The 14531-nt window shown below is 65.2% G+C and carries 16 protein-coding genes; 9 read left to right on the top strand and 7 right to left on the bottom strand.

The window, feature by feature from the left end; genetic code table 11:
* The first annotated feature begins 7 nt into the window (after positions 1 to 7).
* The 3 genes from BACI348_RS17825 (at position 8) to BACI348_RS17815 (ending at position 2561) form a co-directional block, all read left to right on the top strand.
* Complete coding sequence (locus BACI348_RS17825) at positions 8 to 1189, top strand: fatty acid desaturase family protein (RefSeq protein WP_159828636.1); 1182 nt, start codon at positions 8 to 10, stop codon at positions 1187 to 1189.
* Positions 1190 to 1433: 244 nt separating this feature from the next.
* A complete protein-coding gene (locus BACI348_RS17820; protein WP_159828633.1) occupies positions 1434 to 1631 on the top strand; it encodes a hypothetical protein in 198 nt (65 codons plus the stop codon).
* Between the two features lie 93 nt (positions 1632 to 1724).
* The gene (locus BACI348_RS17815) at positions 1725 to 2561 is read left to right on the top strand and encodes an alpha/beta fold hydrolase (RefSeq protein ID WP_159828630.1); all 837 of its coding nucleotides are present in this window, start codon (positions 1725 to 1727) and stop codon (positions 2559 to 2561) included.
* Between the two features lie 137 nt (positions 2562 to 2698).
* Here BACI348_RS17815 and BACI348_RS17810 read toward each other — a convergent pair whose 3' ends face one another.
* The 7 genes from BACI348_RS17810 to BACI348_RS17780 all read right to left on the bottom strand — a co-directional run bounded on the left by BACI348_RS17810 (position 2699) and on the right by BACI348_RS17780 (position 9267).
* Positions 2699 to 4300, bottom strand: coding sequence for a carbohydrate-binding domain-containing protein (locus tag BACI348_RS17810; protein ID WP_159828627.1), 1602 nt, complete (start codon positions 4298 to 4300; stop codon positions 2699 to 2701).
* 66 nt (positions 4301 to 4366) lie between these two features.
* Positions 4367 to 5152 (bottom strand): polyphosphate polymerase domain-containing protein, encoded by a 786-nt coding sequence (locus BACI348_RS17805; protein ID WP_159828624.1) that lies wholly within the window; start codon positions 5150 to 5152, stop codon positions 4367 to 4369.
* A complete protein-coding gene (locus BACI348_RS17800) occupies positions 5149 to 5823 on the bottom strand; it encodes a DUF4956 domain-containing protein (RefSeq protein ID WP_159828621.1) in 675 nt (224 codons plus the stop codon). The genes BACI348_RS17805 and BACI348_RS17800 overlap by 4 nt, the downstream gene beginning before the upstream one ends.
* Positions 5824 to 5899: 76 nt before the next feature.
* Complete coding sequence (locus BACI348_RS17795; protein ID WP_159828618.1) at positions 5900 to 6994, bottom strand: bifunctional glycosyltransferase family 2/GtrA family protein; 1095 nt, start codon at positions 6992 to 6994, stop codon at positions 5900 to 5902.
* Between the two features lie 7 nt (positions 6995 to 7001).
* Positions 7002 to 7985 (bottom strand): phosphodiester glycosidase family protein, encoded by a 984-nt coding sequence (locus tag BACI348_RS17790; protein ID WP_159828615.1) that lies wholly within the window; start codon positions 7983 to 7985, stop codon positions 7002 to 7004.
* A gap of 22 nt (positions 7986 to 8007) precedes the next feature.
* Complete coding sequence (locus tag BACI348_RS17785) at positions 8008 to 8430, bottom strand: response regulator transcription factor (protein ID WP_159828612.1); 423 nt, start codon at positions 8428 to 8430, stop codon at positions 8008 to 8010.
* 93 nt (positions 8431 to 8523) lie between these two features.
* On the bottom strand, positions 8524 to 9267 hold the full coding sequence (locus BACI348_RS17780; protein ID WP_159828609.1) for a GAF and ANTAR domain-containing protein: 744 nt from the start codon (positions 9265 to 9267) through the stop codon (positions 8524 to 8526).
* Between the two features lie 403 nt (positions 9268 to 9670).
* Here BACI348_RS17780 and BACI348_RS17775 point away from each other — a divergent pair, with 403 nt between their 5' ends.
* The 6 genes from BACI348_RS17775 (at position 9671) to BACI348_RS17750 (ending at position 14430) form a co-directional block, all read left to right on the top strand.
* Positions 9671 to 10129, top strand: coding sequence for a hypothetical protein (locus tag BACI348_RS17775; protein WP_159828606.1), 459 nt, complete (start codon positions 9671 to 9673; stop codon positions 10127 to 10129).
* A gap of 85 nt (positions 10130 to 10214) precedes the next feature.
* Positions 10215 to 11054, top strand: a complete 840-nt coding sequence (locus tag BACI348_RS17770; RefSeq protein WP_236557623.1) for a COG1470 family protein — start codon at positions 10215 to 10217, stop codon at positions 11052 to 11054.
* Between the two features lies 1 nt (position 11055).
* Complete coding sequence (locus tag BACI348_RS17765; protein WP_159828603.1) at positions 11056 to 11559, top strand: hypothetical protein; 504 nt, start codon at positions 11056 to 11058, stop codon at positions 11557 to 11559.
* The gene (locus BACI348_RS17760; protein WP_236557622.1) at positions 11556 to 12821 is read left to right on the top strand and encodes a hypothetical protein; all 1266 of its coding nucleotides are present in this window, start codon (positions 11556 to 11558) and stop codon (positions 12819 to 12821) included. The genes BACI348_RS17765 and BACI348_RS17760 overlap by 4 nt, the downstream gene beginning before the upstream one ends.
* Before the next feature lie 146 nt (positions 12822 to 12967).
* Positions 12968 to 13561 (top strand): adenylate kinase, encoded by a 594-nt coding sequence (locus BACI348_RS17755; protein ID WP_159828600.1) that lies wholly within the window; start codon positions 12968 to 12970, stop codon positions 13559 to 13561.
* Positions 13558 to 14430, top strand: a complete 873-nt coding sequence (locus BACI348_RS17750) for an NAD-dependent epimerase/dehydratase family protein (RefSeq protein WP_159828597.1) — start codon at positions 13558 to 13560, stop codon at positions 14428 to 14430. The genes BACI348_RS17755 and BACI348_RS17750 overlap by 4 nt, the downstream gene beginning before the upstream one ends.
* Positions 14431 to 14531: the final 101 nt, after the last annotated feature.

The raw sequence follows: 14531 nt of genomic DNA, 5'->3' as shown, positions 1-14531 counted from the left end.
CCACGGTATGTCTGTAATTTCACCCAGCAAGGCCACCCCCGCGGGCGGTTCCACGGGAACCTCGAGGACCCGCCCCGGGAAGCTGGCCGAATCCGGCAGCCCCACCGTCCGGCCCCCCGCGGCCGCCCACCTGAGCGATGAACAGGTGGCCGAACTTGGCCGGGAGCTCGACGCAATCCGCGACGAAATCCTGGCCAAGCGCGGCGCGGAAGACGCCGCCTACATCCGCCGCATGATCAAAATCCAGCGGGGCCTGGAAATCTCCGGCCGGGCCGCCCTGCTGGTCAGCAAGAACAAGGCCGCCTGGGTCACCGGGACCACCCTGCTGAGCCTGGCCAAGATCCTCGAAAACATGGAGATCGGCCACAACGTCCTGCACGGCCAGTGGGACTGGATGCGGGACCCGGACATCCACTCCACCACCTGGGAGTGGGACTTTGTGACGCCGTCGCGCTCCTGGCAGCACACCCACAATGACCTCCACCACCGCTGGACGAACGTTGTGGGCAAGGACAACGACGTCGGATACAACCTGCTGCGCATGGACGAGAACCAGCCGTGGAAGCCGATGAACCTCGGCAACCCGCTGTACAACGCCATCCTGGCGCCCCTGTTCGAGTGGGGCATCGCCATCTACGACCTTGAGCTCACGGAATTCAAGGAAGGCAAGAAGTCCAAGGAAGCGCTGCTCAAGGACCTCAAGGCCCTTGGCAAGAAGGTTGTCACCCAGTTCACCAAGGACTACGCGGCTACCCCCGCCGTGGCCATGCTGACCGGCTCCGGCAAGCAGGCGCTCTACGGGACCCTGACTGCCAACGCGGTGCGGAACGTCTGGGCCCACGCGGTGATCTTCTGCGGCCACTTCCCCGAAGGCACAGACACCTTCACGGAGGAAATGGCTGAAGGCGAAACCCGCGGCGACTGGTACATCCGCCAGATGATCGGCTCCGCCAACATCTCCGGGTCCAAGTTCATGCACATCATGACCGGCAACCTGTCGCACCAGATTGAGCACCACCTCTTCCCGGACCTTCCCTCCAACCGATACGCCGAGGTGGCGCCCAAGGTCCGCGAAATCTGCCAGCGCTACGGCCTGAAGTACACCACCGGCCCGCTGCTGAAGCAGGTGGGCTCCACTTGGGGCAAGATCTTCAAACTGGCCCTGCCGGGTAAGGCTGCACGGGCCTGATCCCGGCCCTCATCCAGCACTGACTGCACCTCCGGTACCGGGAACCAACCCCGGGCCCGGAGGTGCAGTCTTTTCTCCGCCGGATCAGACGTTCTCTCACTTAAAGCGCGTTTCCTACGGACGCTCTCTCACTTGATGCGCGTTTCCCACGAACGCTCTCTCACTTGATGCGCGTTTCCCACGGACGCTCTCTCACTTTCCGCGCATAATTGATCCCACAGCCGCCGCGGCCAATGGAGGAATCATGCGGATTGTCGGAGTACTTATCGTCATCTGGCTGATCATCGGCGGCGTGGCTGCCTGGCAGCGCGGCTACTTCGGCGCGGCGCCAGGGAATTGCGCCCAGGCCGGGACCATTGCCGTCACCATCGCGGCCGGCCCGCTGAACTACATGGGGGCCAATCCCCAGATTTCCTGCGAACTGCCACAGCCTTCCCAGTAGCGCAGCGCACGGCGGACCACCCTAGAGTAGGAACTGCGCGGGCATTGCACTGCCGGCCCGCACAGATCCCACTGTCTCGAAAGGACCGCCGCGATGGCTTTCATCACCGTTGGAACTGAAAACAGCACTGATATCGAGCTTTACTACGAGGACCACGGCTCGGGCCAGCCCGTAGTGCTGATCCACGGCTACCCCCTGGACGGCGCTTCCTGGGAAAAGCAGGCCGCGGCCCTGCTGGAGGCCGGCTACCGCGTGATCACCTATGACCGCCGCGGCTTCGGCAAATCAAGCAAGACTACCGAGGGATATGACTATGACACCTTCGCGGCCGACCTCAACACGCTCCTGACCTCCTTGGACCTGAGCGAAGCCGCGCTGGTGGGCTTCTCCATGGGCACCGGCGAGGTGGCCCGGTACCTGGGCAATTACGGATCTGCCCGGGTTGCAAAGGCCGCCTTCCTCGGCTCGTTGGAACCGTTCCTGCTGAAGACCGATGACAACCCGGACGGTGTACCGCAGGAAGTCTTCGACGGGCTGAAGGAAGCCGTCACGGCAGACCGCTATGCCTTCTTCACCGAGTTCTTCAAAAACTTCTACAACAGTGACACGTTCCTCGGCACGCCCCGCCTCAGCCAAGAGGCTGTCAACGCCAGCTGGAACACCGCCTCCAACGCAGGTGCCACTGCCTCCGTTGCGGCGCAGGCCACGTGGATCACAGACTTCCGCGGGGACATCCCGAAGATCGACGTTCCGGCATTGATCCTCCATGGAACCGCGGACAATATCCTCCCGATCGATTCCACCGGACGGCTGTTCGCCAAAGCTTTGCCCGAGGCCGAGTACGTGGAGATCGAGGGCGCCCCGCACGGCCTGCTGTTGACCCACGCGGCTGAAGTCAACGAAGCGCTGCTGCGCTTCCTCGCCAAGTAGCCCGCGCATAACGCGCAGACTTCCGGCGACGGCGGGTGGCCGCCGTCGCCGGAAGTGATGGAGCGTTGGGTGAAAGGCAACGTTAAGTGATGGAGCGTTGGGTGAAAGGCAACGTTAAGTGAGAGAGCGTTGGGGGGTTACCAGCGCGGGCCGCCGCCTCCGCCGCCCGGGCCCTGGGCTGCGGTGTACTCGCCCGCCGTAACTGTGCCCTGCTCCGTAGCGCCGTCCAAGGAGCCTTCGCCCAGGCCGGCGCTGACAGTTGCCGTGCCGCCGGTGTACACCGTGTAGTCCGCGCCATCGGTGATTGCCGCAGAGGAGAACACCAGTGACGCAGTGGCCTTGGTGGTGACAAACGCGGCCACCACGTTCCCTGAGGAGTCGGCCAGCTGGATCACCGTGCCGGCCGGAACCGACGATCCCAGCGCCACCTGGACCCCGGACTGCGTGGACGACGTGCCGGGCGTAACCACCATGCCGGCGCTTCCGGCAGCAGCCACGGTTCCGCCGGTGACGGCCAGTTCGCCGTTCACGTCCAGCGCCCCGTTGCCGCTGTCAGTGGGGCCGTTGACCACCACGGTGCCGCCCGAGATGCTGGCGTTGCCGTTTGAATCCAGGCCGTCGCCCTTGGAATTGATGGTCAGCAGGCCGCCGGTGACCTCCACCGTGTAGTCGCCCACGGTTTCGCCGCCGCCCATGCCGCCGCCCATTCCCTGGGCAGACGTGCTTGAGGTGGTGCTGCCGCCGGAGGCGTTCACGCCGTCGTCGTTGGAGGTGACGGTGGCGGTGCCGCCGGAAACCACGATGTGCTGGGCCTCGAGGCCCTCCTCCGATTCCGCAACGGTGGCCGTGCCGGCGGCGATGGTCAGGGTGTTGTAGGCCTTGATGCCGTCGTCGCCGGCGCTGACGTTGATGCTCCCGCCGTTGATGAGGAGCCAGCCGCGGCCCTCGTCCTCGTCGTTGTCCGACTTGAAGCCGTCACCGGCCGCGGTCACCTGGTAGGCGCCGTCCAGCAGGACCGCGTAGTCCTTGCCCACGATGCCGTCGTCAGCGGCGTCCACAGTCACTGTGCCGGCGGCGAGGACCAGGCCGTCCTTGGAGGAGATGCCGTCGTTGTAGTTGCCGTCCACGGTCAAGGAGCCGCTGCCGGCTATGGTCAGGTCAGCCATCGAGTACAGGGCTGCGTTGGGCGCGTCCGTTCCCTGGTCCGCGTAGTTGGCTGAGTCGGTCAGCTTGTTGGAGCTGCCGTCCTCGAGGTAGACGATGGCTTCGTTGGCGCTCTGCACCACAAACGGGGAACCGGTGGAGCTGGCGATGGCCGTTCCGTCCAGGATGATCCGGACCACGTCCTCTTCGCCCGCGGCCACCACCACCTGGCCGTCAGAGAGGGAGCCGCTGAGGCGGTAGGTGCCTGCGGCGGTGATGGTGACGGTGTCGCCGTCGACCTTCACGGCGTCCGACGACGAGCCGCCGGCGACTTTGCTGGCGCCGTCCGCCAATGTCACGGCTACTTCGGAGGCAGCGTCCCAGGTGAGGTCGTCGGCGTCGTAATGCGTGTCCTCGGCCAGCGTGTCCAGGGAAACCGCGTGCGTGATGCTGGAAGCAGTGCCTGAACCGGCGGCGGAGGGCGTGCTGCTGATGGCTGAGACTCCGGTGGGGGTGGTGCCGGCAACGGAGCAGCCGGCAAGTCCGAGAGCGGCGGCCAGGGTGGCGACGGAGAGGTATGTGCGGAGGCTTTTCATGGCAAGGGGTCCTTTGGAGGAAGTCGGGAAGCTGTGGGAGGGGGACTAATCGGGTAGGTGAGGGGGTTAAGCTGCGGGGCGGAGGGCCAGGCTGCGGCGCAGCGTCCGGTTCCAGCGGTTCGCGGGCAGGTCGGGGCAGAGCGCCGCCATGCCGGTGGCGAACTTGGAGATCCGTGAGGGCCGGACGCCGTGGGCCCAGAGATGCCGGTCGAGGGGACCGGCCGTGGAGCCCGACTTGGTCTCGAGGATCACCGCATCGTCCAGTACCCAGGCCTGCTGGCCGGGGCGCTGCCAGGTCACATCGGTGTCGATGGTGGCCCGGCTCCCGGACTGCGGCAGGAACAAGGTGGTCCGCTTGTACCTGGTTTCCAGCACCGGTTCCAGCCGGCCGGGCGGCATCGCGCCCACTGAGGCCGTCAGCGTTTCCCGGACGTAGTCCAGGCCTACGTCGGTGAGCCGTGCGCGGTCAGCCAGGTGGTAGGGAATCCGTTCCTTGACGGTGGCCTCGCGGGCACCTTCGGTCTTGACTTCGAGGAAGCTCACAGCGCTGTCCACATACGTCCTGGTGCGGATCTTGTAACGCCGGCGCCGGCCGTGGGCAGCCAGCAGGTAGCTGTCCAGGTTGACGGTGTCGAAGTACACGGAGTCGTAAGCGAAGCTGCGGGAGCCGTCCATCTCAAGGATTCGAACTCCCGTCTGGAAGGAGTCGAGGAGTTGCCGGGCGAGCCTTGCGGGAACCACGTACTTCCGGTCCACGCGGGTCTGGAGTGCGGCTTCGCTGTTGAGCTCCTCCAGCCCCACCGGGGGAAGGAAGCGAAGATTGCCCACAACGTCTGTTCCGCGGGCACTCATGCGGCACCTGCCTGGGAGTGGGCCAGGGGAGCGGGCGCCGTGTGCGCAGCTTCGGTTGGCGTGGGCTCGGTGAGACGGTGTGCCGGCGCCGTTATGGCGGGGATGGACGGCTGGGCGGAGAAAGCTACGGGGGAGTAGGCGAACCGGACGTCAACAATGGTTTTGTCGTTGACCAGGTCCAGTTCCTGGATGGTGGCGGAGTGGACCTTCCCGTGCAGGACTTCCTCGAGCCGGGCGTAGAGTTCGCCGTCCTCGGCCACGGCCCGGTCCAGGATGACTGTCTGGTGGCGGTAGGCGGGCAGGACGCGGGGGTGGTCTCCCACAAACATCACCATCACGATCAGGGCCATCAGCGAACCGGTCAGCCAGAGCGGCTCGATGCCCAGTCCGGCGATCAGGCCGAGTGCCAGCGCCGAGAAGTAGTAGGCCACCTCATGCTGTGCCAGCTCGGTGGAGCGGAGCCGGATGATGGACAAAACGCCGAAGAGACCCAGTCCAAGGCCCAGACCGGCGGCCGATCCGGAGAGTGCGGTGGCCACGGCCAGGACGCCGACGTTCATGCCCAGGTAGGACACCACCAGGTCGCGGCGGCGGTGCCGGCGGAGGTAGAGGGCGAAGGTCAGGATGCTGATGGCCGCGAGGTCGGCGAGGATGAAAATCAGTGAGTTCATGGGGTTCTCCGGGATATGTTTCGGTGGGCTGGTATTTACTTTCCGGGCCCAAGCTGTGCAGGCGCTGTGCGGGAACCTAGGCCCGAATATGAGAGTTTGCCGGGAGTTCATTCCCCGTTTTCCCGGCGCCCGGGGCTGCTTTGCTGGCAAAGAGCCAGCGTTGCTGGATGGTGAAGCTGCCCGCCAGCAGGATGACCTCGGCGAGGATCTTGGCCGGCAGGGCGGCGAGCCCGGCGGCTTCGAGCAGCCAGATCAGGCCGAAATTGGCGGCCAGCAGCACGGCAGCGAGGCTGAAGTAGCGCAGCCCGGTGGCACCGGCCGGTTTGTCCCTGCCGTGCTCGAAGACCACATTCCTGTTGACGAGGAAATTCACCGCCGAGCTGACCGCGCGGGCGCCGAGCACAGCCAGCAGCAGCGAATCGATGACCAGCGTGAGCACCACGAACAGGACGGTGTCCAGCAGGAAGGCCGTGAACGATGATGCCAGGAACTTCAACAGCGGGGCGTAGATCCGCACGGAGTCCGCAACGGGCCGGAAATGTGATCCGGAGTTGTGGTCCAGGTAGACGGTGGCAATCTCTATGGACCGGATGGAGTATCCGGCATTCCTGGCTTCCAGCAGTAGGTTCAGCTCGTACTCGTAGCGGTCGCCGCGGACCGACTTCAGCCACGGAATCATCGCGGCGGGGTAGCCTCGCAGGCCGGTCTGGGTATCGGGTATGCGCTCGCCGGTGGCCAGCGTGAACAGGGCCCTGGTGGCGCTGTTGCCGAGCCTGCTCCGTGCCGGGACGTTGCCAGTGAAGGCGCGGCTGCCCAGAACCATGGTGGCCCAGTTTTGCCCTGCCTCGTTCTCGCGCAGGGCCACCGCCACGCGAAGGATGTCCACCACCGTATGCTGGCCGTCGCTGTCGGCGCAGACCACGTCGTGGCCCGGGAAGTTGTCGGCGATAAAGCCGAAGCCGGTCTTGAGGGCAGAGCCCTTTCCCCTGTTGACCCCGTAACTGATGACGTGGCACCCGAGTGCCCTGACGCCGTCGAACACGTCCCGGTACTGCGGGCCGCTGCCGTCATCCACCACAAGGATGGGAACCCACGGTTCGGCGTCGCGAATGTTGCGGATCAGGGCGGGGAGCTGCTGGTCCGGCTCATAGGCCGGGATCAGGATGATCATGGCGGACCTACTGCGCGATGTAGAGGATGTCGGAGGTGCCGCGTTCCTTGTTTTCACCCAACGGGTTGTTGACCAGGCTGCCGTTGAAATACATGGTGGAGGAGCCGCCGCCGTCGATGTTGTAGGCAGTGGTGGCGCCCAGACCCTGCATGATTTCTGCCAGGCCCGTCATGGTCACGCCAGCGCTGTAACCGGGGCTGCGGCCGTCCACCACCACGAACACCAGGTGGTTCTCGTCGATGATCCCGACGGCGGTGCGCGGCTGTTCGCCCTGGATGGAGTGGTTGCCGAAGTTGGTGTCCACCTCAACGTCCTCGATGCCCGCGGCCACCTCGCCGCTGTCCAGCAGCGACGGGCCGAAGGAGAGGGTGTTCCAGACGCCGTCGGCAATCAGCTGTTCCGCGGTGGCAGTGGTTTCGTCGTAGACCTTTACCGTTCCGTCGCGGTAGAACGCGAGCCCCTGGCGGGCGCCTTCATCCCGGAACACCACGCCGTTGCGGATGACGATGCCGGTGTCGCGGAAGCCGTAGTAGTCGCCATTGATGGCGAACACCGCGTTGTTGGCTTCGGCGATGGCGGACGTGGTTTCGGTGATGTTCTCGCCGAAGCTGTCGTTGGCGAAGGCGGACTTCAGGGTGGTGGCGTCATCGAGTACGACGTCGGCTACGTAGTAGGTGACGGTGCTGTCGCCGCTGCCGGTGGTCACCGTGGAGATGGTGATGTTGGACGAATCGGAAACGTAAGAGGTGTCCGTGGTGACGGCATTGGTGGAGGCGGTGTCCGCCGTCGTGCTGGTGGACGAGCCGGCGGTGGTGCCCGGCTGGCTGGCCTCGTAGGCGGAGACGTCGGAGATCTCCACGTGCTGGACGACGAAACGGTCCAGGGCCCAGGCGGTGGCGCCGCCGGCTGAAATGGTGAGGGCAACGGCCCCCGCAATGACGGCGCGCCTGAAGCGGGTGCCTTTACCGGGTTTGTTCTGCTGAGGAGTCATTCCTCATTTCTAGGCAGGCAAACTAGCAGAGGGATTTGCCGGGTATGTGTGGAACCTGTGAAAGCGGAGCCGATGCAACGGGAGCAGGGCAGAGCTGCTCGGCCAGGTCCTGCAATTCCTTGGGGTGGAAGGGCTTGGTGAGATACGCGGCGGCGCCGGAGGCCATGCCTGCCAGGACGTCGTCGTTCTCAGACCTGGCGGTGAGGAACAGGATGGGCGCCTTGCTCAGTGCCCGGACGGCGCGGGCCACCACGTGTCCGTCCATGTCCGGCAGGCCCAGGTCCAGGGTGACCAGCGAGACGGCGGGATCCGCCGCGGCGGCGATGCCCTCCGCGCCCGTTGATACGGCCCTGACCTCGAATCCTGCGCGTTTCAGGACAAAAGTAATCAGTCCGCGGATATCGTCGTTGTCTTCAACGACCAGGCAGACGCGTGTGTTTTCCATGGGAGCCCCCCGGCGAAAGTTGGCATCAGTCTACCGGTGCACGGCGACGTCATGCCTGAAGTGCGCGGATTAAGACAATGCGGCCAGTCACCACTACCCGTCGTAGTGCGTGCGGGCAGGGCCCTGGCCAAGCGAGTTGACCACCGCGGTGGCCACCTCATGAAGTTTCGAATTCCGGGTGCTGGATGCCGTCTTGAGGATCTCGAAAGCGTCCTGCTGGCTGCACCTGTTCTGCGCCATGATGATGCCCACAGCCATGTCGATGACCGTCCGTGATTCCAAGGTGGCCCGCAGGTTCGCAGCGGTTTCGCTGTAGTGGGCAAAGCGGACTGCAAGCCTGAGCGCGAGGGAGGTCTGGCTGACAAAGTCCTCGGCAAACTCGAGCACGCGGGATTCAAAACGGTGGGGGCGGCCCGAGTACAGCAGCAGGGCCGCCTTGGTCTCGCCCTCCAGCTGGAAGGGTACGGCAAGGACGGAGCGGACGCCCTCGCTCAACAGCGAGGCAGAGTATTCGGGCCAGCGGTTGTCATCAAGGACGTCCGGCACGTGAACCGTCTCCTGGGACGTGGATGCCTCCATGCTGGGCGTCTGGCTGAACTCGTACTCAAGCCGCGCCACGGCCTCGGCGGCCGGGCTGCTGCTGGCCACCGTTGCGGCCTTCCGCTGCCTCAAGAGGGTGATGGCGCACAGCATCTCGTCGCCGGGCTCGGAAAGATTGCGGGCGGAGACCTGCGCCAGTTCGTTAAGGAAGTCCTCAACATCGGAGCTGTTGAGGACGAGTTCATGCAGGTGCTCGGTTATGGAGTTATCGGTTTTTGAAGTTGACTCGCTGGCCACGGTTTCTTAGTGCCATTCGCTCAGGTCAAAACGAGCCGGCGACACGCACCTTCCACCCGGAGGGGCAGCCGGCGGCTGAAGTCGCTGGATTCGACGAACTTTCCAACGGCCCGCTGCTAAACCGATATCCAGAAGTATATACAGCTCTGGCCAGTGGCAACGTCGCTTTTCGGCGCTGGCGCGGCACGTTGCGCACTGCTCGGAAAACTGAGTACTCAGCCCCCAATCCAAGAGGCCGGTTCCGCCACGGCTGCGAAAAGACCAGTACCGCTACGCGTTGTTTGCGCTCCCGGCGCCGGGAAGTATGGGCGTCATCGATCAGCCGGAAGCAAGTTCCCGTAGTGGTTCCCTATGGCTGTGCGTCTCAGATCAGCCCCTTATCTCAGCCAAAGGAGTCTCCCCCATGCGCAAAATGACGAAGAAAAACAAGGTCCTGGCAGCAGCCGGAGCACTGGCCCTGGTGGCCGGCGGCGGCGGAGCGGCCTACGCCTACTGGACCACCACAGGTTCGGGCAGCGGTGCCGCGACCAATTCTGGTGGCGGCGGCACCGTCACGCTGCACGCGAACTTTGAAGGTGGACTCACCCCGGGGAGCAGCGTTGCCGTGGGCTACACGGCGGACAACTCCGATGCGAACACCAGCACCAAGGTGGGCGCCCTGAGTGCCAGCGTGGCCACGAACGTCGGGGGCTGCCTGCCCGAGTGGTTCAGCGTCACCGCCGTTACGAGCAACACCACCGTGCCGAAGAACTCGACGGGCACGTCGGTTGGCAGCGGCATCCTGAAGTTCAACGACGAAGCAGAGGTGGACCAGAGCGCCTGCAAGGGTGCCATTGTGACCATCAACGTCAGCAGCCTGTAACAACGTCGCCGGCGGGGACGGACACCACCTCCCCGCCGGCGAATTCCACGTCCTCCCGTTCGAGCCAGGCCAGAAGGGCTTTTTCGTGCAGAACACATCCGGGCGCTTCCGCACAGCCATGCGAAGAACCACCAAAGCAGCGAGGGTGCTGCTGCTGGGGCTTTTGGTCATGTTCGTTTCGGCGGGCTCCATCTTCGCCGCCAGCCAGGGCGGGAACCAGGGCAACAAGACAGGCGTCACCATCCAGGTCAATCCCTCCAGCAGGACGGCCGACCAGGGCGGCACCGCCACCTACACTGTCTCCCTGACGTCCGCCAGCGGCTACAGCGGCAGCGTCACCCCCACAGCGTCCGGCCTTCCGGCCAGTACGACGGCGGCCTTCGCACCGGCCTCGGTGACGCTCGCCTCCGGGAAGAGCGCCACAGTCACCCTGACAGTGGCGACGCAGGCAACCACTCCCGAGGGCAAAACCGACCTGACCATAGCCACCGCGGCCGGCACCAGCCAGGCCACCGGCGTCGTAGTCCAGCTCATTGTCCAGGGCTCCAAAAAGACCTTCACCATCTCAGGGAACCTGGGCACGCCGTTGTCTCCCGGCGCCACGATTCCGCTGAATCTTTCCATCACAAACCCCAACAACAAGGGCCTGGCGCTGTCCAGCCTGGCTGTCTCCATTGCCAGTGTGACCAGGACCCAGGCTGCGGTGGCGGCAGGACTTTCCTGCACCCCGGCCGACTATGTGGTGACCAACTACAGCGGCCAGTATCCGTTGACGGCTCCGGTGGGGACCTCGACGCTCCAATCGCTCGGGCTTTCGCAGAATCAGTGGCCCCGGATCGCCATGCTGGACACCACTTCGAACCAGGACGGCTGCAAGGGCGCCAGGCTCCAGCTCGCCTACTCCGGAGCAGGGGAGGGGAACTGACATGACGTTCACACCGAAAAAGACCCGGCGGCTGGCTGCCAAGTCAGCGGCAGCAGCCGTCGGCCTTTGCCTGGCGACTGGAGCCGGCGGAGCCTGCGCCTATTGGGCCACCGTAGGAGCAGGCTCAGGATCGGCGGTCAACGGCACCATGCAATCCGTTACAGCTGTAGCCTTCGTAGCCGGCGACGGAACGCAAAACAGTCTCGTCCCGGGCGGCACCGCCGATGTTGCCGTCCGGGCGTTCAACCCCAACAGCTTCCCGGTCAAGGTGCAGGCCATCCGGGGCAATGGGACCGCGACGGCGGACGCCAACCATTCCGGCTGCATCACCACCGGCGTGACGTTTGTTGACCCTGCAGCCCCACTCGCGCCCGCTGTCGCCATCGCCGCGAACACCTCCGTGCTCATCACTCTGCCTGGAGCGGCGGCCATGTCACTCGCATCGTCGTCCGGCTGCCAGGGTGCAACCTTCAACCTGCCCGTCACCTTGGAGGCCCGGAAATGATCCACACCAACCAGGCCCCGCAGCCGGATGCTCCCGGGCAGCGCAACCAGCCTCGCAGGCGTAAGCTCACGCGCCTCGCCGGAGTGCTGGCCGCCGCCGTCGTCATTTCCTGGGGCGGTCCTGCAGCCAGCGCCTTCTGGCAAACGCTGGGAAGCAACGCCGGTGCCACCAGGGCCGACTCCATCCCTGCGGTAGCTGCCCCGGGCGCGTCCCTGGCCGGCGGTTCCGCGTCGGTCACCTGGAGGCAGGGCACGACGGCGGAAGGCCGCCCGGTTGCCGGCTACACCGTTGCGCGGTACTTGTCCGCCACGGGCGGAACCAAGGTTGGCGGCACCGGCGGCTGTGCGGGAACCATTACCGCCCTCGGGTGCACCGAAGCTTTCCTGCCGGCCGGGACCTGGTACTACACCGTCACGCCGGTCCTGGGTGCGTGGGCGGGCGTTGAGTCTGCACGCAGCGGGGGAGTCGCTGGCGATTCCACGCCGCCGATTGCGCCTACGCTCAGCGTTCCCACCACCGTCAACAGCGCCAACGCAGCCAGCGTTCCGGTCAGCGGCACCGCGGAAGTCGGATCGTCGGTGACCGTAACGGTCAAGGACGCCGGCGCGGTGCACACCTCATCCGAGACGATGACCGCCAACGGCTCCGGCCAATGGACGGCCCCGAACTTCGACCTGACCACGTTCGCCGACGGCACTATCAGCTACTCAGCCGTGGCTACGGATGCGGCAGAGAACCCCAGCGTCGCCGGGACCGCGACCTCGACCAAGGACACGGTGATGCCGACGGCTAAGGTGGCGCTGGTCAATCAAAACACGGCGGGCACCGTGGAAAAGGGCGACCAAGTCACGATTCAGTTCTCGAAGCCCATGAATCTGCCGTCCATCTGCAGTGCTTGGCTCAATGGCCAGAACCCTGCGGAAATGTCCGGCAACGGAGACATTGTGGTGACAATTGCCGGTACAGAGCTAACTGTCAGCAGGACCGGGTCCGGCTGCACGCTGAATATCGGGACGGTTTCGCTTGGTACGAGTTACGCCTCTTCGGGGATCTTGACATTCCAAGGAAACGGCAGTAATACCTCGAAGATCGCCTGGAACAACACCAGTCAGACGCTGACCATAACTCTCGGTGGGCGAACCGGAAGCGTCAAAACCAATGTCGCTTTGAGTTCGCCGACGGTGGCGCCTCCGCCGGGCGTGACTGACGTGAATGGCAACCAGGCTGTGGGCGCGCAACCAACGGCGCCGTCGAGGTTCTAACACCCCTTCAGCCCAATGCCAGCCTCTGGACCCCCTCCCGGAGGCTGGCATTGTGTTGCCCGTTGTGGGCAGAATAGGGCAGCGCCGGGGCTGCCGGCGGCCGGACCCGGAAACCAGCGGTTGCTGCGCCGCGGAGGGACAGAAACATGACCAGACTGCTCATTATCGGTCCGCCCGGCTCCGGCAAGGGAACCCAGGCCGAACAACTGGCCGGCCACTTCGGGATCCCCGCCGTCTCCACCGGGGAGATCTTCCGGAACAACGTCAGCAGCCGCACCGAATTGGGCATCGAAGCTGCCCAGTACCTCGACGGCGGGGATTTCGTCCCCGACCACCTCACCAATGCCCTGGTCAAGGACCGGCTCCAGGACGAAGATGTCCATGCCGGCTTCCTTCTGGACGGCTACCCCCGCACCGCGCCCCAGGCGGCGGAACTGGACAACTTCCTGGCCTCACAGGGACGCTCCCTCGATGCGGTGATCGAACTGCAGGCTCCCGACGCCGAGCTGGAACAGCGGATGCTGCACCGAGCCCAAAAGGAAGGCCGCAGGGACGACACCGTGGACGTGTTCCGGCGCCGCCTCGACCTGTATCACCGGGAGACCCACGAAGTGGTGTCGCTTTACGCGGACCGGGGATTGCTGGTGTCGGTCAACGGCAGCGGAGACCCGGGCCAGATCACCGCACAGGCGATTGCCGCCGTCGAACGCTTTATCAACGGAAGAGGAGAACGCTCATGAGGGTGGCCGTAACCGGGGGAAGCGGAAAGCTGGGGCGGCACGTTGTTCGGCGGCTGGTGGATGACGGGCACCAGGTGCTGAACCTGGACCGGGCAGGGGAGCGGAACCCCCAGCTCGTGGTGGTGGACCTGCGCAACTATGGCCAGGTGCTGGACGTCCTGCTGGGCGTGGACGACCGGCATCACGGATTTGATGCGGTGGTGCATCTGGGCGCGATTCCCGCGCCGGGCATCATCCCGGACGCGGCGACGTTCGAGAACAACATGCTCTCCACTTACAACGTGTTCCAGGCGGCCCGCCGGGCCGGGATAAAGAAGGTGGTGTACGCCTCCAGTGAGACGGTGCTGGGACTGCCGTTCGACGTCGACCCGCCCTACATCCCCGTGGACGAGGAATACCCGGCCCGGCCGGAAAGCACCTACTCCCTGGTGAAGCACCTCGAGGAGCAGATGGCGGTGGAGCTGACCCGCTGGGACCCGGACCTGAGCATCTCCGCCCTGCGGTTCTCCAACGTCATGGACCCGGAAGACTATGCAAAGTTCCCCTCGTTCGATGCCGACGCCATGCTGCGCAAGTGGAACCTCTGGGGCTACATCGACGGCCGGGACGGGGCCCAGGCCGTGGCCCGCGCGCTGGAGAATGGCCGGCCCGGGTTCGAGGCGTACATCATCGCCAACGCCGACACCGTGATGAGCCGGTCCAGCGCCAGCCTCGCCGCCGAGGTCTTTCCCGGCGTCAAGGTGACCAAGGAACTGGGCGAGCACGAGACCATGCTCTCCATCGACAAGGCCCGGCGGGTGCTTGGCTTCGACCCCGAACACTCCTGGCGGAACCATGATTCGGGGACGTCCGGAGGCACCGCAGAGTAAGGAATTCCGGGGCTGCGCAGGACTCGCCAAAGGTTGGCACAGGATCCTGCAAAGACCCGGAATCCCGCTGTTTTTGGGTCCTAATCTTTTGGTGGGGGCGG

The organism is Arthrobacter sp. 9AX (assembly GCF_902506095.1).
In the GTDB taxonomy this organism is placed as follows: Bacteria; Actinomycetota; Actinomycetes; order Actinomycetales; family Micrococcaceae; genus Arthrobacter.
The sequence above is the reverse complement of the archived record's forward strand: the minus strand, read 5'-3'. Positions and strand labels throughout refer to the sequence as shown.

Bases quoted from the DNA above. Each gene is read 5' to 3' on its own strand.
- BACI348_RS17825 (WP_159828636.1), top strand. From the start codon at position 8: ATGTCTGTAATTTCACCCAGCAAGGCCACCCCCGCGGGCGGTTCCACG.
- BACI348_RS17820 (WP_159828633.1), top strand. From the start codon at position 1,434: ATGCGGATTGTCGGAGTACTTATCGTCATCTGGCTGATCATCGGCGGC.
- BACI348_RS17815 (WP_159828630.1), top strand. From the start codon at position 1,725: ATGGCTTTCATCACCGTTGGAACTGAAAACAGCACTGATATCGAGCTT.
- BACI348_RS17810 (WP_159828627.1), bottom strand. From the start codon at position 4,300: ATGAAAAGCCTCCGCACATACCTCTCCGTCGCCACCCTGGCCGCCGCT.
- BACI348_RS17805 (WP_159828624.1), bottom strand. From the start codon at position 5,152: ATGAGTGCCCGCGGAACAGACGTTGTGGGCAATCTTCGCTTCCTTCCC.
- BACI348_RS17800 (WP_159828621.1), bottom strand. From the start codon at position 5,823: ATGAACTCACTGATTTTCATCCTCGCCGACCTCGCGGCCATCAGCATC.
- BACI348_RS17795 (WP_159828618.1), bottom strand. From the start codon at position 6,994: ATGATCATCCTGATCCCGGCCTATGAGCCGGACCAGCAGCTCCCCGCC.
- BACI348_RS17790 (WP_159828615.1), bottom strand. From the start codon at position 7,985: ATGACTCCTCAGCAGAACAAACCCGGTAAAGGCACCCGCTTCAGGCGC.
- BACI348_RS17785 (WP_159828612.1), bottom strand. From the start codon at position 8,430: ATGGAAAACACACGCGTCTGCCTGGTCGTTGAAGACAACGACGATATC.
- BACI348_RS17775 (WP_159828606.1), top strand. From the start codon at position 9,671: ATGCGCAAAATGACGAAGAAAAACAAGGTCCTGGCAGCAGCCGGAGCA.
- BACI348_RS17765 (WP_159828603.1), top strand. From the start codon at position 11,056: ATGACGTTCACACCGAAAAAGACCCGGCGGCTGGCTGCCAAGTCAGCG.
- BACI348_RS17760 (WP_236557622.1), top strand. From the start codon at position 11,556: ATGATCCACACCAACCAGGCCCCGCAGCCGGATGCTCCCGGGCAGCGC.
- BACI348_RS17755 (WP_159828600.1), top strand. From the start codon at position 12,968: ATGACCAGACTGCTCATTATCGGTCCGCCCGGCTCCGGCAAGGGAACC.
- BACI348_RS17750 (WP_159828597.1), top strand. From the start codon at position 13,558: ATGAGGGTGGCCGTAACCGGGGGAAGCGGAAAGCTGGGGCGGCACGTT.